The organism is Enterobacter sp. UPMP2052, assembly GCF_053709675.1.
In genome coordinates this window covers 31,932-58,047 of the sequence record NZ_JBSKJR010000018.1, presented here as the reverse complement: position 1 = coordinate 58,047, position 26,116 = coordinate 31,932, and the positions used below count along the sequence as shown (strand labels likewise).

21 protein-coding genes and 1 pseudogene are annotated in these 26,116 nt (G+C 49.8%); 12 read left to right on the top strand and 10 right to left on the bottom strand.

Annotated elements, in window-relative coordinates:
• Nucleotides 1-643: 643 nt before the first annotated feature.
• The 5 genes from ACWKX3_RS23235 (at nucleotide 644) to ACWKX3_RS23215 (ending at nucleotide 5,219) form a co-directional block, all read left to right on the top strand.
• Nucleotides 644-913 carry a hypothetical protein gene (locus tag ACWKX3_RS23235; RefSeq protein WP_454542565.1) on the top strand — a complete coding sequence of 90 codons (270 nt, stop codon included), beginning with the start codon at nucleotides 644-646 and terminating at the stop codon, nucleotides 911-913.
• A gap of 104 nt (nucleotides 914-1,017) precedes the next feature.
• Nucleotides 1,018-1,239, top strand: a complete 222-nt coding sequence (locus ACWKX3_RS23230; protein WP_454542564.1) for a hypothetical protein — start codon at nucleotides 1,018-1,020, stop codon at nucleotides 1,237-1,239.
• 242 nt (nucleotides 1,240-1,481) lie between these two features.
• On the top strand, nucleotides 1,482-2,255 hold the full coding sequence (locus tag ACWKX3_RS23225) for a type IV toxin-antitoxin system AbiEi family antitoxin domain-containing protein (RefSeq protein ID WP_454542563.1): 774 nt from the start codon (nucleotides 1,482-1,484) through the stop codon (nucleotides 2,253-2,255).
• Nucleotides 2,248-3,159: a nucleotidyl transferase AbiEii/AbiGii toxin family protein gene (locus ACWKX3_RS23220; RefSeq protein WP_454542562.1), complete on the top strand. Its 912-nt coding sequence runs from the start codon at nucleotides 2,248-2,250 to the stop codon at nucleotides 3,157-3,159. The genes ACWKX3_RS23225 and ACWKX3_RS23220 overlap by 8 nt, the downstream gene beginning before the upstream one ends.
• Nucleotides 3,160-3,710: 551 nt before the next feature.
• The gene (locus tag ACWKX3_RS23215; RefSeq protein ID WP_454542561.1) at nucleotides 3,711-5,219 is read left to right on the top strand and encodes a DUF4041 domain-containing protein; all 1,509 of its coding nucleotides are present in this window, start codon (nucleotides 3,711-3,713) and stop codon (nucleotides 5,217-5,219) included.
• Nucleotides 5,220-6,080: 861 nt separating this feature from the next.
• Here the strand turns inward: ACWKX3_RS23215 and ACWKX3_RS23210 are convergent.
• Together ACWKX3_RS23210 and ACWKX3_RS23205 are read right to left on the bottom strand one after the other, a co-directional pair.
• Nucleotides 6,081-7,418, bottom strand: a complete 1,338-nt coding sequence (locus tag ACWKX3_RS23210) for an ApeA N-terminal domain 1-containing protein (protein ID WP_454542560.1) — start codon at nucleotides 7,416-7,418, stop codon at nucleotides 6,081-6,083.
• A 288-nt stretch (nucleotides 7,419-7,706) separates the two neighbouring features.
• Nucleotides 7,707-8,111, bottom strand: coding sequence for a cell envelope integrity TolA C-terminal domain-containing protein (locus tag ACWKX3_RS23205; protein WP_454542559.1), 405 nt, complete (start codon nucleotides 8,109-8,111; stop codon nucleotides 7,707-7,709).
• A gap of 465 nt (nucleotides 8,112-8,576) precedes the next feature.
• Here ACWKX3_RS23205 and ACWKX3_RS23200 point away from each other — a divergent pair, with 465 nt between their 5' ends.
• Nucleotides 8,577-8,753: a hypothetical protein gene (locus ACWKX3_RS23200; RefSeq protein WP_454542558.1), complete on the top strand. Its 177-nt coding sequence runs from the start codon at nucleotides 8,577-8,579 to the stop codon at nucleotides 8,751-8,753.
• A gap of 74 nt (nucleotides 8,754-8,827) precedes the next feature.
• Here the strand turns inward: ACWKX3_RS23200 and ACWKX3_RS23195 are convergent, their stop codons facing one another.
• Nucleotides 8,828-9,730 carry an HNH endonuclease gene (locus ACWKX3_RS23195; protein WP_454542557.1) on the bottom strand — a complete coding sequence of 301 codons (903 nt, stop codon included), beginning with the start codon at nucleotides 9,728-9,730 and terminating at the stop codon, nucleotides 8,828-8,830.
• Between the two features lie 315 nt (nucleotides 9,731-10,045).
• Between ACWKX3_RS23195 and ACWKX3_RS23190 the strand changes: the two genes are divergently transcribed.
• On the top strand, nucleotides 10,046-10,945 hold the full coding sequence (locus ACWKX3_RS23190; RefSeq protein ID WP_454542556.1) for a TIR domain-containing protein: 900 nt from the start codon (nucleotides 10,046-10,048) through the stop codon (nucleotides 10,943-10,945).
• A 46-nt stretch (nucleotides 10,946-10,991) separates the two neighbouring features.
• On the opposite strand, the gene ACWKX3_RS23185 is transcribed toward ACWKX3_RS23190, so the two are convergent.
• From ACWKX3_RS23185 to ACWKX3_RS23165, 5 genes and pseudogenes are all read right to left on the bottom strand, one after another.
• Nucleotides 10,992-13,217, bottom strand: a complete 2,226-nt coding sequence (locus ACWKX3_RS23185; RefSeq protein ID WP_454542555.1) for a KAP family P-loop NTPase fold protein — start codon at nucleotides 13,215-13,217, stop codon at nucleotides 10,992-10,994.
• A 1-nt stretch (nucleotide 13,218) separates the two neighbouring features.
• Nucleotides 13,219-13,534 (bottom strand): annotated as a pseudogene (locus ACWKX3_RS23180) (transcriptional regulator); the annotation flags it as partial.
• Nucleotides 13,535-13,928: 394 nt separating this feature from the next.
• Complete coding sequence (locus ACWKX3_RS23175; protein WP_454542554.1) at nucleotides 13,929-14,882, bottom strand: HEPN domain-containing protein; 954 nt, start codon at nucleotides 14,880-14,882, stop codon at nucleotides 13,929-13,931.
• Between the two features lie 13 nt (nucleotides 14,883-14,895).
• Nucleotides 14,896-16,098, bottom strand: a complete 1,203-nt coding sequence (locus tag ACWKX3_RS23170) for a DUF262 domain-containing protein (RefSeq protein ID WP_454542553.1) — start codon at nucleotides 16,096-16,098, stop codon at nucleotides 14,896-14,898.
• Between the two features lie 635 nt (nucleotides 16,099-16,733).
• Nucleotides 16,734-17,249 carry a helix-turn-helix domain-containing protein gene (locus tag ACWKX3_RS23165; RefSeq protein WP_046889183.1) on the bottom strand — a complete coding sequence of 172 codons (516 nt, stop codon included), beginning with the start codon at nucleotides 17,247-17,249 and terminating at the stop codon, nucleotides 16,734-16,736.
• Nucleotides 17,250-17,578: 329 nt separating this feature from the next.
• On the opposite strand from ACWKX3_RS23165, the gene ACWKX3_RS23160 reads away from it, so the two are divergent.
• The 5 genes from ACWKX3_RS23160 (at nucleotide 17,579) to ACWKX3_RS23140 (ending at nucleotide 23,024) form a co-directional block, all read left to right on the top strand.
• Complete coding sequence (locus ACWKX3_RS23160) at nucleotides 17,579-18,097, top strand: PTS glucitol/sorbitol transporter subunit IIC (RefSeq protein WP_454542552.1); 519 nt, start codon at nucleotides 17,579-17,581, stop codon at nucleotides 18,095-18,097.
• Entirely contained in the window at nucleotides 18,097-18,477 is a 381-nt protein-coding gene (locus ACWKX3_RS23155) for a PTS glucitol/sorbitol transporter subunit IIA (protein ID WP_454542551.1), read from the top strand. The genes ACWKX3_RS23160 and ACWKX3_RS23155 overlap by 1 nt, the downstream gene beginning before the upstream one ends.
• The gene (locus ACWKX3_RS23150; RefSeq protein WP_454542550.1) at nucleotides 18,468-19,451 is read left to right on the top strand and encodes a PTS glucitol/sorbitol transporter subunit IIB; all 984 of its coding nucleotides are present in this window, start codon (nucleotides 18,468-18,470) and stop codon (nucleotides 19,449-19,451) included. The genes ACWKX3_RS23155 and ACWKX3_RS23150 overlap by 10 nt, the downstream gene beginning before the upstream one ends.
• Nucleotides 19,452-19,734: 283 nt before the next feature.
• Nucleotides 19,735-21,006, top strand: a complete 1,272-nt coding sequence (locus ACWKX3_RS23145; RefSeq protein WP_454542549.1) for an MFS transporter — start codon at nucleotides 19,735-19,737, stop codon at nucleotides 21,004-21,006.
• Nucleotides 21,007-21,026: 20 nt separating this feature from the next.
• The gene (locus tag ACWKX3_RS23140) at nucleotides 21,027-23,024 is read left to right on the top strand and encodes a heparinase II/III domain-containing protein (RefSeq protein ID WP_454542548.1); all 1,998 of its coding nucleotides are present in this window, start codon (nucleotides 21,027-21,029) and stop codon (nucleotides 23,022-23,024) included.
• Between the two features lie 639 nt (nucleotides 23,025-23,663).
• Here ACWKX3_RS23140 and ACWKX3_RS23135 read toward each other — a convergent pair.
• Together ACWKX3_RS23135 and ACWKX3_RS23130 are read right to left on the bottom strand one after the other, a co-directional pair.
• A complete protein-coding gene (locus tag ACWKX3_RS23135) occupies nucleotides 23,664-24,482 on the bottom strand; it encodes a CPBP family intramembrane glutamic endopeptidase (protein ID WP_454542547.1) in 819 nt (272 codons plus the stop codon).
• A 626-nt stretch (nucleotides 24,483-25,108) separates the two neighbouring features.
• On the bottom strand, nucleotides 25,109-25,840 hold the full coding sequence (locus ACWKX3_RS23130) for a hypothetical protein (protein ID WP_454542546.1): 732 nt from the start codon (nucleotides 25,838-25,840) through the stop codon (nucleotides 25,109-25,111).
• Between the last annotated feature and the right edge of the window lie 276 nt (nucleotides 25,841-26,116).

Genomic DNA, 26,116 nt, shown 5'->3' with positions numbered 1-26,116 from the left:
CAATCAATTACACTCACAGCACTGTTTGGCTGCTGCTAACCCGGGGCTTGTAGATAGTCACTTGTCATAACGTCATCCTGCCCTCTTCCGTCAGGCCGAGCCTCATTAAGTTGTTTTGAAATCAGTAGGTATTCTATTGCAGGCCATGTTGTGGTTCACGCTGCATTTCAAGGGCATCACCCACATCAGCAAATGCTTCGTACTGGAACCAGCAGTTAGCGGGGACAGATGTCTAACCGCCCTCTAATTGTTGCCCTAAACCCAGTTAACCAATCCGCCAAATGCTCATTCGATATGGCCGCTTTGAGCGAGAAGCAAACATTCGCAATTGAATCGCCATTGGTGTTGCTAGCAATGCCGAGTGCCAATCAGCTGGGAGCAGATCAATCCAGCTGGTTGATCTCAACCAAACGCCGGAGAACATTGTTAGTAACGATACCCACATCTTCATTGCATTTTGTTTTGAGTTCGATGATTCTTTTCGGGATGACAGGTTTACGGTTACGGTACGGTTAGCAGTCTTGCCGCTGTATCCCGCTCGAACATCCAGTCACTTGTGTAGGTTTTAAATCGATGAGGTACTCGCGACTGGAAATTCATTGTTTGTCAGTGATGCCAGTGTTCTTTATACGGAAGGTGATGAGTGGAAGATATAATTTTTGTGATGAACTGGATTAAAGATCATCATGTGGTGTCATTAACTTTTGGAGTTTTATCCGCAATTTTATGGATTAAATCTGCTACAGCAAAAGTTGAGTTAGGCAACAAAATTATTATGGTCACATATGAAAATCCCGAACTTAATGTAAATCTCCATGATTTTTTCGCCACCGCACGACTTCAATCTAAGTATAATTCATTAGCGGCTTTGTCTGCGGCTGCAACAGCGCTATTCCAGATCTTTGGTTTCTAATTCTGACCTGCCCCTATTGATTAATATCCGGTGGGGCTGGCCATGTCCGCTCCAGGCACAAAGCGGACGCACCTTCTCACCTGTGAATATCAATGGCATATCTCATGCGACACGACAACATTGCCCTTCCCTCGCCAGCAACCAAATCGTTTGCCCTGGAGGCAGCGCTGGTGGAAACACGACGCGCTCTGAACCGCTATGATTCTGAAGAGCGCTACAACCTCATCGTCTCCCTCCATGTACCTGAGACCGATGTCGATCTGCTGACACCGGTAAAGAGTAAAGTGGCTGCGCTCATCACCGGTCAGATCGAAATTACGCCCTGAAAAAGTGATGTGTATTAGTCTGGCTCTATCTTACTCAGCCCCTTAAGCCGTGACTTAGCCTTGTCACGAGATTTCTTGCATCTGATCCTGTCAGAGGATTCGGTCATAGATTCCATGCATTGAAACGGGCACACACTTGATCCTGAGTAGTATCATTAGCCTCTCCTTGATTTCTGTAACATTGACATTTCGAACAAGCATGGGTTTACTATTCTTGAGATTGTTAAACCAAAAGTGTATATATGTCATCAAAAATAAACTGGCTTTTGCAAAATACAGCTCCCGGCGATCTCATCCTCCAGTCCTGGCTGAGCGAAAATAACATTTCACCGCCTCTGGCGGCTAAATATGTTAAAAGCCGCTGGCTAACGAAACTGCGGAGTGGTGTATATTTCCGCACAGGGCGGGAACCCGACTGGAGTGACGCGTTATGGTGTCTGCAAAACCAGCTTAAAGCCAAGGTTTTTCTGGCAAGTATCACCAGTTTATTATGGCAAGGGCGCTCACACTATCTGCAGCTGACAGAAAAGGAATGCTGGCTCAGCGCTGAAAGCAAAACCGTGTTACCGAAGTGGTTTAAAGAATTCGTGGGGATTCAATGGCGGATTGTGCCGGGTCAGAAATTATCTGCTATTGAGAACAATTTTCGTACCGAGCTTATTATTAAACAGAAGAAAATTCATGCCAGCGGACCAGAGCTGGCAGCCTATGAACTTTTATGTTCTGTTCCCTTGTCGATCTCTTTCGAGCACGCCGCAGAACTTTTTCAGGGATTAGTGAATCTCAATCCCCGAAAGGTGGAAGCATTGCTTATGCAAAGCCAGTCAGTTCAAGTGAAGCGCCTCTATCTTTTTTTGTCTGATTTCTATGAACATTCATGGCTGAAAAGGGTCGATATAAGCAAAATCGATCTCGGATCTGGTAAGCGACAAATCATCGCTGGCGGAAAACTGGACAGTCGGTACCAGATCACCGTGCCCGAACCATTCAGTGTGAAGAGAATGAGTCATGGATAGAACCCTGCCCTACTATCATCAGGTAGCTCTGCTGGTACGCGTAATACCTTATATCGCGAGTGAAGCCTGTTTCGCCCTGAAGGGAGGCACAGCAATAAACTTGTTTGTTCGAGATTTCCCTCGGTTGTCTGTTGATATCGATCTGGCGTACCTACCCCTTGAACCCCGTGCGGAGGCGCTTCCTAATGTGCGGCATGCACTCACGCGTATCGGTACTACCCTGCAACAGAGAGGAATGAATGCGGTTCTACAGACTAATCAGGCTGACGAGATGCGCCTCATTGTTTCCACTCCAGAAGCGCAGATTAAAATTGAAGTCTCGCCTGTAGCACGCGGAACACTCTATTCTCCGGTGGAGCGTGACGTGGTGGACGCGGTCGCAGATGAATTCGGCTTCGCTACGATGCAGGTGGTATCGCTTCCGGATTTATACGGAGGTAAACTTTGTGCTGCTCTGGATCGGCAGCATCCGAGAGATTTTTATGATGTAAAGATGCTTCTGGAAACACAGGGCATTGACCGGTCCATTTTCAACGGCTTTATGACGTATTTACTTAGCCATAACCGCCCGATATCAGAAGTGCTCAGTCCACGATGGAAGAATATTACCGCGCCCTTCCAGAATGAGTTCAGAGGAATGACTTTCGATGACGTTACTCAGGACGAATTGTCTGAAGTTCCTCAACAAATGCTCGCTGCTCTCAAAGCAAATTTTACGCAACAGGATTATGATTTTTTAATGTCTTTCAAGCGAGGAGAACCTGAATGGGGCCTTGCTCCTGAGGTGCAGATCCAGCATCTGCCTGCGGTCAGGTGGAAACTGCAAAACATTGCGAGTATGACAGAAGCCAAAAGGAATCAGTCACTGGAGAAATTACAAAACGTTTTGCGGGAGTGGTTATAAAGGTTTAAAGAACTACGGATTGTTTAACCAAAAGTTACTAAATAGCTCTCAAGATAAACCTCGCTCTACGCGACAATAAGCTTCATGTACGGGATATCACGCCGAAACGCACACACGGCTGGTTCCACTCAGGATTGGGCTGTTTTCAGATTAGCATGTTGTTCATGGATACCCTGGGCAGAGAAATTCAGTGCCATTCTTCGCATCAGCCACCCTCAGCGTTACTTTGAACGAGTTATTCCTTCCATGAAACACCCTGTACACATTACCGTAAGGGGCGAAGTACAATGTCCGGTGAGAGAGCCAGGGGTTGCCCAACACCGACACCGTCGGTGCTAACTAAATTTAGCCCCCCATCTATCTGATATCTGATAAATCAGCCCTTCCTTATCAGTCAGGCAGACAGGGGCGAGAGCACCTGCACGTACCCTCAGATTTTCTCCTGTTGCGAATCGCTTTTTTGGTAACATTACCCGTAGCTATGTCAGGGCTTTTTATTTTCGGCTACGGGATCTATGCCCTTGCCCCCACCTTTTCAGGGACGATAATTCATGAACATGCTCCATCTGTCCGTCGCGGCGGCTATTGTGGCCGTTATGGCTGTCTTTACCGTTTTCGTTTTACTCTCCAGATTGCGCGCACTGAAACACGCAGACGCCGACAAAGCGGCCCGACTCCAGCGTTACGCGGTAATTATGGATGCTGAAGCCGAAGCCACGCGGCTCATGCAGGAGGCGGAGGAGCAGGCCCGGGCCACCGCCGAAAGTGCCCGGGCGGTAGTCAGCGTCCTGGAAGAGGAAGCCACCGCCTTACTGAGTGAGGCGCAGTCAACCTCTCTCTCGCTGCAGGAACAGATAGCCACATTGCGCACATCGTATTCAGAAAAAAAAGAAATCTATGATGCGCTGGAAAAAGCGATTGCCGTGTACCGCGAGGAAGAAGCGTTTGCAGAAATGGGCATGTTTGAACCCCATTTTGATTTCGATACCTCAGAAGAATTTAAAGACGCCGTAAAAGCTAACCGGGCGGAACAGAAGGCGCTGCTGCGGATCAAAACCCGGGGCGGCGCGATCTGGTGCGGCACGGACTGGACGGTTCACAACTCGCGTGCTGAAGGAAAAAAAATGACGACCCGCGCCATTAATCTGACTGCACGGGCCTTCAACGGCGAGTGTGACGCAGCCATCGCTAACTGTACGTTCCGAAACTGGTCCGTCATGCACGATCGCATTCAGGCCGCGTTTGATAAGATCAACGCCCTGAATGAGGTGAATGATGTTCATATCAGTCAGGATTATCTTGCCCTGAAGCTGAAAGAGCTCGACCTCGTACATGCATACCGGATGAAAAAACAGGCTGAGAAAGATGAGCAGCGAGAAATCCGGGCCCAGATGGCTGAGGAGCGTAAAGCGTCACTGGAGATAGAGCGCGCCATCAGAGAGGCAGAAGCAGAAGAGTTGCGAGCGCAAAAAGCCCTGGATAAAGCCCGTAAGGAAATGGACGCCAAACTCGCGCAGATGACAGCCGAACAGGCGGCACTCTATCAGTCGAAAATTGATACCTTACAGGAAGCATTAACGGAAGCGGAACTTAAGGGCCAGAAAGCACTGAGCATGGCGCAGCAGACCAAGCGTGGCCATGTCTACATCATCTCGAATGTGGGCTCATTCGGTGAAAATGTTTACAAAATTGGCATGACACGCCGCCTGGATCCCCAGGACCGCGTGGATGAACTCGGCAGCGCCTCTGTTCCGTTCCTGTTTGATGTGCATGCCATGATCCACAGCGAGGATGCACCGGCGCTGGAGACGGCACTCCATCAGACTTTTGATGCCAGACGCACGAATCTCGTGAACCGCCGTAAAGAGTTTTTCAGCGTCAGCCTTCAGGACATAAAAAAAGCCGTATTTGAGCTGGCGGGCAACGATGTCTATTTTGTTGAAACGGTCACCGCGCAGCATTACTACGAGACGCTGGCGGTGCGTAAAAAACAAAGTGGTAATACGAGCGCCGAAAAGCCTGTGATTCTCAGCCAGCCACGGTTTGCCGAATCACTTTAAGGCACTGACAGCACTAAGGAACGTGGTTACTTAGCGGCTCAGTAGTAAGCGTATAGCTTCCCTAATACGCTTACTACTGAGCCTTCTTTGTGAATCCACCGCGATGTGTGTTTCTTGTTCTGCAGGTGCGCCGGGAGCGAAACGCTGAAGCGCGTTCTCCCAAACTATTATAAATTCCTGCCTGCTCTCTTCCACCAGGTCAAGCCAGCTAACTTTTTTTAGGCTCCAGGTATTCAATGCAAGGCCATGCTGTGGTTCACACCATATTTGAAAAGTGCCATCCATATAAGAAAATGCTCCGTATAAGGACTCGCCGTTCACGTGGCCACCATCTTGTTACCCTAAATTTGGCTAAGCCATCTTGTCATGCATCGATTTAATATGGCCGTGTTGAGCGAACAGCTGACATTGATTTAACCCGATGGTAGCAGATGCGTTAATGGGCAAACTCCTGTACAACGGGCATCGGGTTGAGCTCAGGGGCGAACCGATGCGAAAACTGGCGCAAACCGTTCAAACTAGTTATAAACTTTAATAAGGAACAATTTTCTCGAGAAGCGTGTTCAAAATTGCCGGAATCAATTGCCTAAATCATCGGAATACACAAGCACAGCCTATAATTTGAATTCTTTAGCATACCAGGATGAAAATGAAGTGACTGGCATAGCTAAATGCATTGCTAAGTGGACTAATAAAAAATTTAGTGAATTCTATTTTCTGATTAAGTTACCAGAACCCTCACATAATAAGCACAGGCTATAAGAGCAAGTCAAAGAAAATGAGGAGGAAGGCCTAGCCTTGGTTATATATTGGGATAAGCCGGAGGACTTGCTTAAGATAAAAGTCCTCCACAGGAATTCGTTAAAAATCTCTATATCTAAATTTATTTATCCTTTGCATTATTGATAAGGTCCATTCTTTATCGTTCGAAGATATGATAAATAAAATATTGGATACTATTATGTTTTCTAGCAACTTAGTGTAATCGTGTAGATCGTTAGATAATTTCTCGTTGAGTATTTTGTCACCTTTATTTGGGTAGTGAGTGAAGATATTTCTGGCTTGAACTATTTTCTTAATATCATCCTCTCTTTCTTTTATTTTTTCGTCAGACCAGCAAACTGATAGCATCAGTTCTAGTCTCTGTCTGAATGAATACTCATACCCATAAGATAGTTTTTCTTTCAAAAAAATTTCATGTTTTTCTCCAGCCTTTTCTATTATATCTTTAACCATTGCGCGATAATCTGATTTCGACATGGGGGTGTCGTTACATGTGCGTCTATGCAGTGCTTCAGCAGCTTGTGCAAGTGATAGGAAGGCAGCTTCTGTATACTGATGTGTTCCTGATTTTAATTGAGTATACAAGGATATTGTTGGTCGTAGTTTTTTCGATAACAAAAACCAGTTTTTTATTATTTCAGTAGATCTGTCTCCAGCACTTCGCATCGTAAAGTAATAATTGACTAAGTTTATTTCTTTTCTTTTTTTTATTTTATTTGCTGTTTGATAAATTACTCTGTTATTATTATTTTCACCGTAATAAGAGTTTTTTATCGTACACACTGAGTCCAATGCGAATGAAACTAAGTTTGACAGGGTGACGCCATTATCTATGAAGAAATCCAAGTCTTTTTCTTCTGCGCTCTCAAATATTGCAAACGCCTTGCTTCTTACTTCCGTCCTTTCATGGAAGTTACCTGTTGAAATAGTCATGCTATGGCTTAGGGTAAGAGATAAACCATCACCTAGCTCTATCCTTTCCATGTCAGGTAAGTCATATGAGTAAATTTTTTTATTATCCTTCCATTCACTGTTTATTATTGGCTTGGCTATCCATTTTTCTAAGTCCTCTATCTCGAATGTCATTTTTGAGGTCTTTATGTCATATCCCTGATGGTTTTTATCAACGCAAACCATTTTATTGCAAAATAATTTCGACCGAGACAAATCACCTGAGAATTTATGTTCTGAAGAAACAGTAAAACTATCAATCAGAAGAATCTTTCCTAATGCTGATGTTTCGCCTGTTAGATTGATCATATCTTTCTGACCTAAATTAGAAGCGCTCATCTTGTGTATGCAATCGAGATAAATCTCCCCAGACTCACTTATTTCTAAAGCACCAGCCAAGTCATATGTATCACCATCATCCAAAGAGAACACACCTTGCATTACGATTTTTTCATCCAACTTCATTGTTATAACCTCTCTCATTTGGCACTAAACAACATATATCAGATAACAACCTTTTTCTAGCAGAGGTTTTTTTTTGCTGTAACTACAAAATCTGTCATATCACTCCCCCTTTAAGCCAGTACATACAGCGTCCCCTCTGGCTAGATGCCTCAGTGACTGGTCAGGAGGCACCCCCCATCAGCCTCCCCCCCGGCATCCACTTGTAGTGGCTCATTAAATTTGGTAATCCGAACAGAGGAGCAACCACGTCCGCTTCTGGCACGAAGTCGACAGTCAGAGTAGATTTTTTCATGGTTGTCCGTGCATATTCCACCGGGCAGAACCCATGTCGTCGTAAACATGCTGGTTAGTAAATGCTGGGAATTTTGCTTGCCTGGAGGCTTCAGCTAAAGCACGGCAGTAATCCTTATCTCCACTCTTTATGATGAAATTCTGCAAGGTGCCGTCCATATTGAAATCCAGATGCACATTACATCTTTTACCACTCCACGCGTGGGGTTTGGTCAGTGCTGCATCGAGTGCTTTTTTTATGCCTGATGCTTGTTCGCCATAAATGTCTTTATCGGTTAATTTTCCTGAACGTTTGTAAGAGCACGAATCAAGAGCGCTTTTCTTCTGGCAATCTTTTGGGGTAAATGGAGTGCAACCAGCAATCGTTGCTACAATTGCTACCAGCATCAAGATTTTTGTCATGTCTAAGTCCGTTTATGATTTTTCCAAAAGTATCGATACGCACCGATGAATCGGCGCATTATGGCACGTAAATAAGAGTGGGGGCCTTATTGGCTCATACCCCCCCAATTTTAAGGGGGGCAGGCTTGAAAATTGCAGGAAAAATCAGCCAGGGCGCAGTAAGATTAACGTTGCAAATAAAAGGACGCGCCAAAAACTGCAATAGTTTATGCATGCAGATGCTGCGATCCAGGCGGCGCAGATTTACGATTGTATTCCGCAGTAGGCTACAACTGCGAAGCGTAATACCTGGCAATAAAAATGTCGCCATTCCACACTTGCGATGAAAATCACGTTTGTTGCAACAAGCTATATATCACTTAAACGTCCGCTACTGGCACAAAGCGGATACTCATTCCCACATGAAAACATCAATGACATATTTACTGCACAAGCTTTTCCCTTCCCTCGCCAGCACTAAACCGCTTGCCCGGGAGGCAGGGCTGGTGGAAAACACGGCGTGCTCTGAACCGCTATGATTCTGAAGCGCGCTACAGCCTCATCGTCTCCCTGCATGTACCGGAGACCGATGGCGATCTGCTGACGCCGGTACAGCTTAAAGTGGATGCGCTCATCGCCAGTCAGATCGAAATTATATCCTGAAAACAGTAGTGCGTTTTCATCCGGCACTAAACGCATGCGCCTCTCTCACCGGGACTGAATCGCCACAGGTTTAATCACCACTGATCCCGGATCACCTTTTTCACCTGGCAGAACACCCGCTGGCAGACGGACCAGAACGTTGACCCTGCGAACGATGAGCGGGATACAGTGTTGCCCTTCAGGATTGGCCTCACATCGCCGAAGATGCTCTCTTGTTCCACCACGGCGGGTACCGCAGTGCTCTCCACTGCGACAGGCGCAATCCCAAGCTCCAGAGAAAGCTGATCCTCAGCAGGGATGTTGTCGCCCTCTGATGCTGTCTCATCCTGAAGTTTGATCCCCTGCGTTTCGAGCCAAGAGATATCCAGTTGCCAGGCATGACGAGAGCGTTCCCGCCACACGTCAAAAGCCTCCTCAACATAGTCAAATGCGCCCAGGAGGGACCAGCCGTTGACGAGCGCCAGATGAGCCACTGCCTCGTCCTTTTTACCCCGGAGCCCACTGAACCCCATGTGTTTGACTTCATGGCAGGATGGACATAATGCGATGAGGCCGGTGAGGGTCTGACACTGCCTGTCATCATCATAATGCCAGATTTCATGGCACTCCACAGGCCATCGGGGCCCCTTTCCGCCGCAAATCTGGCATTTCCACCCTGCTGTTCTGGCCGTTTGTTGCCGTAACCGTTTCCAGTCCGATGAAGAGACCGCACTTCTGACATTATCGAACCAGCATGACCGGGGCACCAGCTCAATGGTGAGTCTTGGCGGGTAAAAGCTCACATCAGGTTCACCCTCCAGAGCCTTCAGCACTCCCCTGTTAAGATACTCCTGGTAGATATCAGAAAGGTTGTTTTTCCTGCATATCTCAGCAAGCCATTTTTCCGACCGGTTATCACGGATTTTACATACCATGTAACGGAGCACTTCTTCATGGGGTAAGGGCACCGCTTGTTCAATATCAGGAAAGAGATCCATGAAGACATCCTTTTGCCGAGGCGCGTCTCAGCTCATTATACGAAAGGCTTTGAGGTGATTAAACGGGGTAAAGCCGCGCACTTCCTACTTGAGTAACAGGCATGTGGTCAGGAGCAGTTAGGTCGTGCATCCATCTAGTTCAGAGGATGAACAGGTTAGACTACGCTTATCACTTCCTTCGCAAAATCTGCGGGGTAAGTCCATCAACGGCTCGGAAGTGTCTAGATTATCCGTGGCGATTCAAAGACATGAAAGAAAATCTGCGTCAGCAGATCCTGGATAGTGCAGAACAACAAAGACAGGAGCGCAAGCAGGATGGCAATTGATATTATCCAGTCACTGAAAAATTGCGTTTTCGACCTTCAGCGAGCTGACGTTCAGAACTACCAGCAACCTCTCAAACAACTGGCACGGCTATTGAAATCGGAGAGCCTAGAGGCAGTTAATGCACGCCTCACCCGTAATATTGTGCTCGATGATTTTCTGGCCAGGAGTGAAGAAACTGAATCCAGCATGGCTGGTTCCGCTGTGCTGCAGTGGCCGGAAGAGACTGCTGAGATTTTAGGCCTGAAACTTGTTTTAATCGACAAAATGGCAGCCGATAACAATTTTTCCTTTAATTTCTGTCATACATTTTTCTATGATCGAAATATTCTTGAATCCATTCGAAAATTTACTTCATCATTAGTTGTCCCATTCGTACGTGATTACCAGATATATGTGGAAAACCAACTCGACCCCGAGCCTGCAGTGTTTCGTCCGGTTTCCCGAAAAATTTTTATTGTTCATGGCCATGATAATGATGCCCTTCAGTCTGTTGCCCGCTTTATATCACGGATAGGGCTGGAGGAAATCATTCTCTCTGAACGTCCTGATGGCTCAAGGACAGTAATTGAGAAATTTGAAGCAGAGTCAGGAGATGTCAGCTTTGCCATCGTGCTAATGACGCCCGACGATAGCGGAAATGCCCTTGCATCTGAAAGCACGCGACTGCGTGCTCGCCAGAATGTTCTGTATGAGCTCGGATATTTCGCGGGAAAGCTTGGACGCGGCAAAGTACTGGTTCTCAGGAAGGGGGATATCGAAATCCCTTCAGATCTTGCCGGCGTACTTTATACCGAGCTTGATGAGCATGGTGGATGGAAACGCAAGCTGCTCAGTGAGCTTTCATACGCCGGTGTTCCTTTTGACAAGGAAAAAGCGTTTAGCGCCTGATTCACTTTGTGTAGTAAGAAAAAGGCCGCTAAGCGGCCTTTTTTGATCACTCGTCATTATCCAACGCACTTTTGAGTTCTTCCTGCTCCGGCATCAGTTCATTACCGGAAAGTATAACCCTCAGCTTATCTTCAACTGCAGGCCAGTTATCAAAAAATGGACTGACCTGGTCACGTGCAATCCGACGATATGCCCCCCTGTCAGAACTGAAGACGCTGGTCTGTAATCGTATTAACAGGTTAACAAGGCCTTCATCGGTGGCAGCCACCTCTCTGACCCATTGCTTAACGGTTTCATTTGAACTCATGTCTCTCCATGCATAGAGATATCCAAGAATTGACTGGCGCACGAGAAGTTGTTGCTGAAGGTCTGGCTGATTCATACGCTCAGCAAATTTGTCACGCAGCCGTTCCGTAATATCACGACTAAACAGAGGCTTAGGGGCAGGAGGCACTGCACTTTGTGCAAGACCGTGTTCCCAGAGAAGATCCCGCATAAAATCGGCTATCCAGAAAGGTGACGTTCCCCTAGTGACAAACATTTCCAAAAGCGTGATTGTTCTGGCCTCATCAATATCCTGCATATGCTTCAGCAGATGCCTTACAACCTGATTAATGCCCGTTTCACGCAGAGAAAACCATGTGTTACGGGTTCTGAAACGAGTGCTGACCTCATCCGTCTGATCGAAGAAAAACTGAACCAGCCCTGCGCACTCTTCAAAATTGCGTTCTCTTATCAGGCCCGGAGTCAACCTGCTCAGTATATGTTCGAACCAGGTTCCGGACAGAATACCCACACTGCTGATTTTTGAGAGGAGAGCCTCAGAGAGCTGTTGCTGCTTTTCCGGTGCGGCGGCCAGCGTAAAAAGCTGGTTGAAAAACTCCGGAGGAAGAACATTCTGGGGTGAGGAAAAGGCAAAATAATACCGCCAGTGCGTCAGGCTGCTGAGTCGCTTGTTGCTTGTATGGATGTGGCGATAATCCTCACTGACGGGCTCAAAAAGACTCAGATATTCATCATTATGTCCGCTGATTCCGGGGATCCAGTCTGCGAGTGTCAGAAATGAGTCTGCATTCGATGCCTTCAACATCTTCATACACTTGATAAGCCCCTCACGGAAGTCTGTCTTTTCTCTGTCAGGAAGCATGCCCTGGCCGTTTTCAATCACGGACCGTTCTGTCAGGTAATGCTCCGTCCAGTCATACAGGGCCGGGTTTGTTACTCGTATAAGCTGAAGCAGGCACAAATCAGGAAAATACACAAAATCCCGCATTCCCGGATAGAGAAAAATCAGGGAATTAATGGCCTGATGGATCTCGCGTGGCGTCGAAAGTGCGGCACCATACGTATCAGTCACAGCGGCGAGATCTTTTGCCATTTCTGCGTCTGCCGGTTGATTATTAATTTGCTGATACAGCGTCTCGGCCCGCTGGCGAAATTCATTGCGTAGATCAAAGGCCTCAGGGCGAGGTATTTTAAAACTGAGCTGAATAATTTTCTGAAGATAACGGCTACCATCTCCGATATTCAGTGCATGCTCAACGGCATGAGTGATAATCTGCCTGTCATAGCAAAGAATGTGGGTAAAGCGCGGTAGGTCGGCTACTGCACGGACCAGCCTGAACACTTCCGCCACCTGGGACGGCTCCAGTCGGTCCAGATCATCCATGACAACAATGAACTTCAGATCCAGTCTAACCAGTTGCCCAGCAATATCTGCACGAAGCTTTGTCGTGGTTTTCTGATCAACAGCCAGACGACTATCTGAAAATACCTTTATTCCGCCAGCTATCCAGTTAACGATTCGGGAAAACTGCCCGATATACTGAAACAGCGGAAGAACGCGCGATGAAGTATCCTGTGCATACTCAATCACTTTCTGAGCTTCCGCTGACAGAAGGTATTTGCGCCAGATTTTTTTTAAACCTGTCGGGGGATACCTTTTATCCGTTTCCTGCTGGATGACAGTGGCAACCGGAAGAAAAAGCGCTTCAACCGGGTCGTTGCCGCTCAGCCAGGGAGAAATATGCAGTACATGTGTGTGTCCATCCTTATACTCGGCAAGGTTTTTCAGGATCAGATTCAGGAGGCTTGTTTTACCTGATCCCCATGCCCCTTCAATTCCGACAACATTTGAAGCTTCCTGTGGTAGGGAAAGAATGGAGCGGGATATATTTTCCGCGATATTACTGAAGCCGTATCGATCCTCAGGTACATTGTCAACTGCCGCATCAAGTCCCTTGGGGTTCCACAGCTGCTTCAGTATTTTCATGTTACAAATCTCCGTACAGGCCGCGCAGCCCGGTCAGGACTTCCGCCCACGTGACTTCAGCGCATCGCATGCTGAGCTCCCGTACCAGTGTATCAAAAGCTTCAGCCTGCAAAAAATCCGCCACCCGTTGATTCCGAAGAATTTCTCTTTTGATACATGCCCTAGCGGGGAGAGCATGACGCGCTCTTCCTGTTGGCCGTGCGCCAGGGATTCCGGATTACGAGTGTAGCCCAGCGGTTTGTAGAACGCAGGCCAGCCGTACGCTACAACGAAATTCTGACCGGGGATAAGCAGAGATGCAGCTGCGGCAGTGTGAACATTTTAACTAAAAGTTGGCTGTCTTCATCAAATCTTGAGGGGGCGATCTCCGAAATTAATATTATTTCAGAGATCAATCAACATTGATTGAAACACTGAGTCTGGCTTCGCTGTTCAAAACAATATCCGCTTCTGACACAAAGCGAACGCCCATTCTCACACGCAACCCTTCATAACATACATCACGCGTAAGCGTTTCCCATCCCTTGCCTACAACCAAACTGCCTGCCTAGAGGCATTGTTGGGGGAAAACAAGGGCTAGAAAAATGACGATCTTTTCTTACTAATGAAAGAATGCACATAAACTATTATAAAAAAACAATCACTTAATCAAAACGTATTTTTCTAATCTTATAGATAGATACTTTAGATATATTTAACGCTATAAAAATGCTAGTTGATAATATCTTCAGAATATATCTTTTTATAGACCAATGGATGTTCACTCTCGATCCATTTTAATAGCACATCTAATTTTTCAACCCTCTCTATGTTTTTTTTCTTAGCTTCATCTTTTTCTTTTTTAACTAGCAGCGCATCTGTCGCTTTTCTTTCTTCTTCTTGGGATTTGATTGCATTTTGAATTTTCAGTTCTTTTTCTTTCTCCAATTTTTTAACACGATCATGATCCTTTATGTTGACAATAAGATCTTTATAATTTCTATTTAACGATTGTTCTGCCCATTCGACAATTTTACACGAAAACTCAAGAACAGACTCTCCTATCTGAGAACATTTTTCAGGATAAAGCGGTTTTTTAGCTTTTGTTCTATCTATATATGATATATCTGCATGCGCATAAGCACCTCGATACTCTGCGATTGATTTCCAATCTTGATATATAACTTCTCTAAAATCAATATGAATACCTAACATCATAATTATATTTTTCAAATATTTTCTTGAAATACCATGATTAGCAGTTAACAATGTATGGATAGCACTTTCAGAAGTAAAACCACTAAATAAAAAGTATTCTACTGGATTTAATGGATATCGTAAATTCTCACTTTTTGTTAATAAATCATCATCAGATATTTCAGAAATACGTTTTTCTAATATGCCTGAGTGATGTAGGGAGTACATAAATGGAATTGTAATTACTCCTTCATCATCAAATAAAGCGTGCGAAGCTTTATAAACATTTAATGCGACACCTTCAATAAAATCTTCAATGGCAGCATGGAGCAAAACGCAAAAGGATTTAACATCAAATTTAAAGTCATCCGGAGAAGCAAGTTGATTACCAATATGTTGATCCAAATATTTGTTTTTTAGACCTTCTTTAGTAGCTGATAGATCTAATACCATTTGCGTCAAAGAATCAAAATATTCTTGATAAGACATTAAAAATCTCCTATCAAATACTTACACTTAGAGGAACTAAATAATTTTTATGGAGCTTTTCATTCATATTTTCAAAGAAAATATTAAATCTATCACAATGCTGTGTAACACCTGCGGTAGTTGACTCGACAGAACTTAAAAACTTTTCATTAGAAAATGATTCCTTTATGCTATGTATAAAGTCATTTGCTACAGATCCATTAATCACAACATTATCTTCTAACATTCGCAATACATAATGCACTTGAACTTCAAAAAGAGAGCGATTAAAACGAGACTCCCAATTACTTTTATCTGTAAGCCATTTTTTTCCAATCGCGCCGTCTTCACCCGCAGTTTCAAATATATGAATTAATGTTTGGCATGACTTATCAAAATCGTCACACTTACTGATTAAGACATTTGCTAATTTGTTCCAGTCAGAATTCATTACATGTGTAAATGTATCTAACTCTTTTCTTAAAGCACCACTATACTTGGTGCTGGAAAACTCGATATATAAAAATTTAAGCAATATTTCAGTATCTTTGAATCTTTTATCAGCAGATTTTAAGTTCAAAATTTTCCTAAGCGGTATATTTTGATCTGTGTGCTTGATGATCAGTCGTGAAAAATCACCTTTGTAAATAGAGTTTCTTAACTCTTGCATTGTTAAAGGCGATGAACCTGTATTTAACCGATAGAAGATATCATATAACGTTGAATAATTTTTGTAACCTGAAAGTAAAGTACAACGTACATCAGCATTTAAGAAGCGGCGTTTTTCTTCAACTGAAAAGTCATCAAATGTTAACCCATCATTATGATTCAGAATAGTTTGGTTTTTTAATTTGGGCACACCATCCCAAATATCTGAATTGACTTTACTAAAGCCGTAAATTGCTAATAATCGTTGTTTCCCATCTATGACAACGTATTTTTTCTTTTCTCCTATAACTTCCGCTAAAACAATTTCAGGTACTGGATAACCGATCATTAAAGATTCAATTAAGCGCGATCTTTTTTGGTTATCCCAAACATTTCTTCGTTGAAAATCAGGATTGAGATCCACATTTCCTTCATCAATTTGTTGGACAATGGTTTGTACTGTCCAATCTCTTGAGTATACAACCAGCTGACTAACATCATTATCAGCTGAAGTACTTAATACTTCCTCTTCATTATTTTGAATGATTTCGTCATTATATGAAGCCTCAGTATCATCATATCTGCCCATTTTTTTGCCCTTAGCATTTCAAGAAATGCTTAGATTATAATTCAATTATTACAAATAGTAAACATTTATATTATTAAAAGGGAGGGGAGTATTTTCCTCGTAAGGAGTAATTTTAACACTCCAGGCAATGATTCTAACACTAAAGATAAGAGACTATCATAAAGGATTATTAAGCTTCCATTAATTTAGTTAGTTTGGCGCTTTATTAAAGAAACTTAATACTCATTAGTATTTAAGAGTTCTGAGTTCTCCATCCAAAATTTTGAGAACTTAAGAAATTGAGCTACACTCGGGGGTGATTCATTTTTTTAATAGCTCCGTAGAGCAGCCTCAGAATTGAGGCGACATTACAAATCTGTAAATGTGAACACATCAGAAGCCCTCCTAAGTACTTGAGGCTATGACCTCTCCCCTTCCCCACTCTCGCTAATCTCTCTTTCCAAGTGAGCAGATAAGCCGTCAAGTACTCGTTTCAAAACTCTTGTTCACTGCCATAAAGTCACCGAGATGGCATGCTGTTAAGTAATTCAAGATTCCTTCTCATTTTTATCGACATGCTGGGAAAGTCCTCCATCATCATCATGAAATATTGGCCGTTCTAGAAGCCATTTTTATAATAGCAATAGTAGTATTATTTAAGATGTTGTATCAATATTAAGATCAATTCCGAGATTTTGTATGAGTTTTTCTTTATCGGCTTGGTTCAGAGTGTTGATCTTTACTGCCATGTCAATAACCGGAGATGTGAGGTTTTCTAAATCTTTCTCACTGACATCGTGATATTGATTTGCTAATGCAGATAACACCAGCTTCAATGTCATATGCCGATGCATTCCTGACAAATGCCTGAACAACATTACCAGCAAAGATACATCTTGTTCTATATCGGGTTTTGACTGAAGATCGTCACCCTCACCTATTAACCAAGAAGCTCTAATACCCAACGCTTTAGATAACTTAAGAAGTTGGGCAATACTCGGAGATGATTCGTTTTTTAAATAACCCCTAATAGCAGCCTCTGAAAGACCAGACTTTCGAGCTAAAGAACTTTTAGTATCACCTGAAAGTTTCATAGCTATTGATAATCTCACTCCGAAAGAGTCCTCACTACCGCCTAGCAGTTCCTGAGTGTTTTTCTTCGTCATATCCATTATCAACAACCTTTTGTTTTTGAATAGATTTCAATAATTGAACGCCCACAAATCGAAAAATGATGCGATTCACAGCTTGAAAACGCATTATTTTTCGATAAACTAAATTGTATAAAATGCAGGCAATAAAGTTCTGCAAATTTAACTCCTGAGAATCGCATAAACAGGGCTGAAATGCCACGCCTGCGCTCGCCCTGAAAAAACTAAGCAGGCGAAGTCTGTACCGCCACTGTTCCCGGGGGCTCTGACTGTTGTAGCCGTCAATGCTCGCTCCTCCCGTCCGGTTAGCCCGGGCACCCCGGATTTTTTTCATCCAGAGAGGACTGAACATGACACTGCTCAGCCTGACCGGGGGCGTGTTTGGCTTTATCCACTGCGCTTACGGCCATTTTATCACCCTGGCGGTGACCGTCCTGCCCGCCTTTGTGCTGCTGCGTATCCTCCTGACGGTCACCCTGCGCCTCGCCGGGACCGCCCGGACCGAAGCGCTGGCCAGAACCTTCGGGCACTCACGCATCCTGACCTACGGGCTATTACCCGTGATCGGCTGGCTGCTGCTCCGGGCCCCCGGCGCGCTGGCGCTCGGGTTCGTGCTGCCCGAGAAGAGCAAACCCGGTTTTGAGGATGCCCTCACCACCCTGGCCCATCCCATGTCCACCGCCTTTCCGGGCGTAGTCACACCGGAGCTGGTCGCCTGGCTCAGCATCTGCGCCGGGCTCAGGGCCCACGGGCTCTCCGTCACCCAGCTGGCCCTGCGCTACGTGCTCACGGCCGTGGTGGTGGGACTTATCCGGGGCATCGTCACCGAGCGGATTTTCCTCCGGCTCGCGGCGCGGAGGAAAGCCTGATGCAGCTCTATCGCGCGCTCATTCGCAAGCCGGGGACATATGTGGAGTACTGGCTCACCCGGGGGGTCCTGATTGCCTGTCCGGACAGCATGACCGGGCGGCTGCGGGCCTACGCCCTGCCGCTGGAGAGTACCTTCCGGGACGCGCGGCAGGCCTTCGGTCCCGGCGACGCGCTGCGCCTCGGCCACCGCCTGTTTCTCATCACCGCCACCGGCTGCCGGGCACGGGAGTCACTCTTCAGCACCGGCCTGCTGGTGATGTGCTTCGACCACGCCCTGACGCCCCTGCATGACGCCGCCCTGCACCTGGGTGGTCCCGCCCCGGACATGCGCGACCTGCGGGGCGACTTCATCATCGAGGAGGGATACCCATGGAACTGATCCACGTCCGCCCAGGCCCCGGCGGAACCGGCACCGGCCTCTGGCTGCCGGTGCGCAGCGGGCGCAATGTGCTCTGCCTCACCGGGGGCGATTTTCACCCTGTGGCCATCGAGCTCGCCGCCCTCACCGAGTCCGAACTGGTCAACGGCTACGCCATCCTGCCCCCGGACGAGCAGGTCCTCTGTGTGGTTCTGGACGATCCGGGGTCGTTCCTCTGCGGCCTGTACCCGCAGAAGCATATCCCGGTCATCAACGTCCGGCCGGGCTGCTACCGGGGCCGCCTCGCCTGCTTTATCGACGACGACACTTACGTCTCCGGCGTCACCCTCACCGAGCTGGCCCAGGCGGACCGGCAGCGGCTTCCCGACCCGGAGCCGCTCCCCCTCCCGGTGAACGACGCGGTGGTGCATCAGGTGCCCGAGCCGCCCCGGGGCGTGCGGCGCGTGGTGGCGACCGAAGTGCGTCTCGCCCTCCTCCTCGGGGAGATGCTGCCCCTTCTGCGCGACGCCGCCCGGGATGCGATCCAGGTGGCCCTCCGGGACATCCTCCCCTTTATGGCCCTCATTGCCCTGCTGATGGCGTTCGCCGAGGACTCCACGGTCGGGACCGCCCTCGCGCACCTGCTCACCCCTCTGGTGAGCTCGGTCTGGGGGCTGATGCTGCTCTCGGTCATCTGCAGCTTTCCCTTTCTCTCGCCGCTCCTCGGCCCCGGCGCGGCCTTTACCCAGGTGGTGGGGGTCATCATCGGAACGCAGATCGGGGCCGGGACGCTGCCCCCCGCCCTGGCCCTGCCCGCGCTGTTCGCCATCAACGTCCAGGTCGGGTGCGACTTCATCCCCGTCGGGCTCGCCACCCAGGGGGCCACCCGGGCCACGATCGCCGCGGGGGTCCCGGCCTTCCTGCTCTCCCGCCAGCTGACCGGCCCCCTGGCGGTAGTCATCGGCTGGGCCTGTGCCACGGGGCTCTTCACCTGATGCCGGGCGGGTGACGGTTCGGGCCTGACGGACCGGACGTCGCCGGAGCGGGTGCCCGCGAGGGCCTGATTGCACGCGTAGACAACATCCTTCACCGGGTGGGGATGAGTGTTGCCTGAATTCAGCTCACCCGATGACGGGGAAAACCCTGGCTATCACGCGTTGCCTGTGTTTTACCGACGCCGGTGTCTGGCGGTCCCCCGGCTGTTTACGGGGTGCCGCTCGCGTCCGGAAATAACAACAAAATCTGTTCCTTACCCCTCAGAAAAGGAGGCGCTACACCATGAAAATCAAAAACCTGCGATGGTACATTATTGTCCTGGTCATGCTGGGCACCGTCACCAACTACCTGTCCCGTAACACGCTCGGGATTGCCGCCCCGACGATGCTGAAGGAGATCGGCTTTACCGAGCAGCAGTACGCCTGGATCACCGCCGCCTTCAACCTGGCCTATCCCGTCGGCGGCGTCTTCGCCGGCTACATCATGGACCGGTTCGGGGTGCGCGCGGTCTTCTCCCTGATGGCCATCCTCTGGTCGGTGTTTAACGCCCTGACCGGGTTCTTCAGCTCGTGGATCCCCATGATGATACTGCGCCTCGGCATCGGCCTGACCGAATCCACCTTCAACCCCGCCGGGATGAAGGTCTCCACCCAGTGGTTCCCCGCCCGGGAACGCGGGCTCGCCTGCGGGATCTACAGTGTCGGTACCTCAGCGGGGGCCATGCTCGCCCCGCCCGTCGTCGCCTGGTCCATCCTGCACTACAACTGGCGGGTCGCCTTCGTCATTGCCAGCATCTTCGGCATCCTCTGGGCCGTCCTCTGGTGCGTGGCCTACCGTGCCCCGGAGAAGCATCCCCTGATGTCGGGCGCTGAGCTCGCCCTGATCGGCCGGGACACGTCACCTGTGGTCCACCGCCGCGTCTCGCTCAAAACCCTGCTGCCCCGCCGCGACCTGTGGGCCATCTCGCTGCCCCGGATGTTTGCCGACCCCACCTGGGCGGCGCTGGGCTTCTGGATGCCGCTCTACCTGGTCACCGTCCGCCATCTTGACCTGAAGCAGATCGCCCTCTTCGCCTGGCTGCCGTTCCTCACCGCCGATGTGGGCTGCCTTTTCGCCGGGTTCTGTGCACAAAGGCTCAACCGCTGCGGGGTGAGCCTGGTCAACGCCAAGCGGATCACCTTCACCGTTGCGGCCCTCCTCATGACCCTGGTCCCGCTCATCAACCACGTCACCAGCGCCGGGATGGCCATCACCCTCTTCTGCGTCGCCGGGTTTGCCCACCAGTGCGCCTCCATCACCGTCATCAGCATGTCCGGGGACTACTTCGACGAGAGCGAGGTCGGGACCGTCACCGGCTTTGCCGGACTCATCGGCGGCGTGGGCGGCTTTACCGGCACGCTGCTCATCGGCGCGGCCGTGGCCAGCATCGGCTACCACCTCGTCTTTGACGTGCTGGGCTTCCTCGATCTCATCGGGGCCGCCCTGCTCTGGACGCTGCTCCGGCAGCCCCGTCCCGCCCCCGCGCGCGACAGCGCGTTTATTCCAGGTCTGTAACCCCACAGGGAGAAACCATCATGAAACAGTTCAGTGAAGCCGATATCCAGCGCCTGAGACAGGCGTATCACGACGATCCCCGCATCGTTACTAAAATACGTGAGGATAATGAAGTGGTGCTAAACAATCCGGTCCTGGTGCCGGAAACCGGCTGCGCCAGCTGGGAGCTCTTCTACTATTGCCCCACCCATGGCGTGCCGCTTATCTGGGACCGGCACGCCTCCGATCATTACCGCTGCCCGGTCGGTGGCGAGGTCCTGACGGGCGAGCCGTTCCGGGGAGGATGGTGGCGTAAACTCAACGATCTGAACGCCCGGGCCTGCTACCAGCTCGGCATCGCCTGGATGCTGACCGGCGACAAAATTTATTTTGACCGGGTGCGGGAGATCCTCATGCAGTACGCCCGGTATTACCCCGGCTACGCCGAGCACGGCGGCATCCCCTACAACGGACCCGGCAAAATGAATGCCCAGACCCTCTGCGATGCGCTGTGTCTGTGCGAGTTTGTGAAAGGGTACGATCTGATATTCGACGAACTGACGGAGAATGAACGGCTGGTCATCGAGCGGGACCTGCTCCGTGCGTGCGCCGATTTTCTCATCAGCAAGCGCTGGGAGCAGCTTCATAACCATGAGGTACGAATTAACGGCGCGCTGGCCATGACCGGGGCGGTCCTGGACGACGCGAACTATCTGGATACTGGGGTGGATGCCGGATGGGGCCTTCGCGACCAGCTCCGCTGCGGCGTGCTGAAGGGCGGCCTGTGGTTCGAAGGCTCCCTGCATTACCACCACTATGCCCTGCAGGGCTTCTTCGAGTTTGAACGCATGATCCGCTACGCCCATCAGGAGTACAGCCTGATGGGCATGCCCCAGTATCGCTGGATGCTCGCCCTGCCCTTACACCTGCTCATGCCCGATGACACCGAACCCGCCTTTAACGACTGTATTCCGCTCAAGGACACGGTGAGATATCCGGACCTGTATGAATTTGCCTACGCCTGTACCGGGGACGAGACCTGCGCCCGGATGCTCTCCATCATCTACGACCGGGAGCCACGCACCAGCCTGGCGGCATTCCTTTACGGCGATCCGCGCCTGCGCCTCACGGAGCCGGTCCGGGAGACCGGGAACTACCACGATCCGGACAACGGTATCACCATCATCCGCCGCCCGGAACACGGCCGCGCCGTGGTACTCAAGCACACCCCGTACGGGGGCGAGCACGACCACTACGACAAGCCCGGGCTCATTATCTATGATGACAATGTGGCTATCCTCCCGGATATGGGTACCACTGGCTACGGTGCCCCTATGCACTACAGCTATTACAAAAACACGCTCACCCACAACGTCCTGTGCGTGGAGGAGTTTAACCAGCCGCCCGTGAACCCGCAGACCCTGAGCTTCGCGGAAACCGACGACTACGCAGAGGTCACGGTCGAAATCGACTGGCGCGAGCCCCCGGCCGACGTACCGAGCCTCACCCGCGTGGAGTGGAACACCCACGCCTACCGGGATATCGTTTACCGGCGGAAGGTCATCGTGTACGAACACCTGGTGATTGATATCTCCCGGGTGACCAACCCTCACCGTCGCCAAGTGGACAATACCCTGCACGTCGACGGGGAACGGCTGCTGACGACCGGGGCCTGGACACCGCTGCGCGACCACGACCCGAGCGATCCGATGTACTACTTCAGCGAGTGCTTTGTCAGCCGGATGGGACGCACGATGAGCGTGCCGTTCCGCACCCTGTCCGGGAGAAAAATCCAGATCCACTGCGCCTGCAGCGATCCGGATGCGGAGCTCCATCAGCTGACCGGCCCGGCCAATCCGCCGATCGGCTCCCTGAGCTACCTGAAAACCCGCTCGCGGGCCCGGACGTTCGTCAGCGTTTATGTGTTTGACCTGCATCCCGAGGACGAGCAGATGCGGAACGTATCCGTCTCCCTGCGCCAGAACACCGTGAATATCGCCTCCGATCTGCAACAGGAAATCCTCACCCATACTGTCTGAGTCTTCCCCCCGACGGTGGCAAACACCGTCGGGTCACAATCCTGACCTTCTGGCGGCTCTCATTCTCAGGTCCGTACTCTGCTGTTGTGCAGGAAGAAATGGATCATGCTTCAGGCCGTGACATTGTCGTTCTGAAGAACCACAACGCCATCCCCCCGCAAGCCGGACGGGGCGGGCATTAACATTGCCGCTGTCAGGGAGGGGGGGGAAGGAAGGATGCCCGATAACACAACAGGACGGCGGGTATTGTCCGGACAGCGTCGCTCATTGTCTGACCTGAAAGCGGGGTGTCAGACAGCGTCATGCTTTCACCGCTGCCAGATATCCGCCAGCCAGCCCTGCAACCCTCAGAGAGAAGCGTCAGCGCGGCAGGACGCTCTGTCGATCTGCGTTGCCATTGCGCCACCTGGCATGGCGGATCCAGCCTTGCATCAGGCAAATCTTTCTTCAGCGTGTGGGGGAAAAGTGGAATAAGGCGGGGTGCCGAATGGAACCCCGCCCGGTTGTTGTCAGCCCAACACCGCCTGGTCACTGGGCCGGTAAACGAGATGCTGGAGAACGGAAATCCCCCGTTCAGAGTCCCTGTGCCGGACCGCAATCAGGGTATCCTGTATCCATCTGTGGTTGAGTGCGGAACTGTTACCCCAGTCGCTGCCATGCGGGATACGTGAAAAACAGCACATGACAGAGATTCAGTCCGGCATGAAACCCTGCGGCTACCCATAACCTTCCGCTCAGCATCCAGGCTAACCCATAAATCAGCGCCGCAAGGGTGGCAAAGACAACCAGCAAAGCGCCGCCAGCATAATGCAGCCCGCCAAACAGTAATGACGCGATAATCAGCGCCAGGACGGGATGCATGACGGACGATAAACGCTGCTGCAGGTAACCCCGGAAAAACGCCTCTTCCGCCAGGGAGACGAAGAAGATATTGGCCAGCATAAACTGGAACAACCATTCGGGATGATGAGGTTCAACTTTTAACCCACCCAGCGCCACGGCAACCATCAGCAGGACCGGGACCGCAGCAATTAAGGCGAGCCATTGCCAGAGCGTGGTCTGCGGCCGGGTATCGGTGGTGAACAGCGAATTCAGACAAATAAGCAGGACAAACGGCACCAGCGCTTTATCAAAGTTGTAATACATCGTAAATAGTGCGCTTTCCGGGCCAGCCCTGACGCCATCAAGCACCCTGAGATTATGGAAACCCGGGATCAGATGGAGCATCAGCCCCACAGATGACAGCAGCAGCAGCAGCTCCAGCACGGTTCGCATTTTCGTGTTACGGATGCCAGGATATGCACCCGCGATAGCTGCTAACCCGGCAATAAAAACCAAAGCTCGCCAGTCAAGAACCGCTGTATATCCCCCGATAGCGGCAGTAATCACGAGCAGAGAGACAGCCAGTTTTTTACTGAACTGAAGTACGAGCAGTGAGACAGCCAGCAGATACCACATAAGGTCCCTTTTGATTATGTGTTAATAACTCAGACAGGCAGTGCCAGTCCATCCGTCACGTTCCCCGAGCCGGCAGGATATGTACACGGGCGAAGGTGTCATGTCTTTTGGTAAATACCCCTCCCGGGATGATGTCCAGATACTCGCTTCGGACTCACAGAACCCCATCCGGTAATGTATGTCTCCGCTTTTGCCATTCACTGAGATACCAGGCGGCAGGATGCTCACCGATGATGAGACGCATGCCTGCCCCCCCTGATATTGCTGCGCTAGCGTGATCAACAGGCGGCAGCGGTGCCTGTTGTGAACAGGCAAGCCTGACACACAGTGTGCACTGTATAGCCCCGTTGCAGCGTTCAGGATAATGTCGGCAGACAAAAAAACGGCAGAGTGACATCATCGCTCTGCCGTTGAAAAGTATGGCTTCGTTTTTCGGCGAGAATACAGATCCATTTCCGTGACGTAAATCACATTTTTTAATGAAGATGGGAAAGGCTGCTTCACTTCAGCGACTTCGCTCGGTGAACACTCATTCTTCGTTAACCGTGACCTTTTGAGTGTTCGCGCCCCCGATTCACAACTGCCCTGTCCTGCTTCTGCCATACGAACGGGAACACGCGCCGACTTTAGATCTCATTGAACGAAACCACGTCCCCGGTTCTCAGATCCACCCGTGCAGAGACCGTCTCTTTGACCACGCCGCCGAAGGCGTTGGTGCCGCGGAAAGTAGTCTCTATCGTGGCATGCGGATCGTCGGTCAGGATCAGGCGATACCGTGTCGAGAGGTGTTTGTAGGAGGAATCATCATGCATGCCGGCTTTGATCAGGGCCTCTAACGGCCGGTAAGCCCCGTTCCAGCCGCTGAAGTTAGCCTGAAACGTATCGAAGTTGATGCGTTTTGCCAGCATCTCCGGACTGGTCCGGTACTCGGTGAAACACCAGTCTGCCACCACGCCAAGCGGTGTCTCACCCTGATTGGTATAACTGCTCTGGCTTACGCAGGCATAAAACGGTTGTGCAGAGGCCTCAGGTATCTGACGGTAGGCCATATAGGCCGCCACTATCTTGTGCCGCGTATCCGTACGCTCCTTACGGTACTCCGTAAGGGTTTTATCCGCATATTTAAAGGGTGGCGGAGAGGCTTCCGCCTTCTGCGGCTGAGCCTGTTTTTTTGCGACGGCCGGACCGGGTTCCGCCGGGTTCAGAATGGCATTGATGACGCAGAGCGCCAGAAAGCCGCCCAGATAAACAGCGCTGACCTGCTTGCGACCGGACATCCTGACCAGCGACGGTTTGATCAGGCCGATAATAAAGGCTGCAAACAGAATAAATGCGATTACAGAGAGAAAGGTGCTCATCATTGTCCTTTTGACGGTTATATCCATTAAAACAATGCCATATTATCAGAATAGTGACCGCATGCGGATGCCTTTCAGGCCATAAGGTGCTCGCATGCTCCGGTAGCGGAAGTGACGCGGCGATCGTTATTCAGCTCTCGGCGGGATCCTCTCTTCGCGTTTTCTCGCGGACCGCACATAGACCAGGGTCGGTCATCACGCAATACCCTGTCCCTGCCACCTTTTCCCGGGTGCAGTACGTCCGGGTATGCAATATGATAGGTCATTCATTCTGCA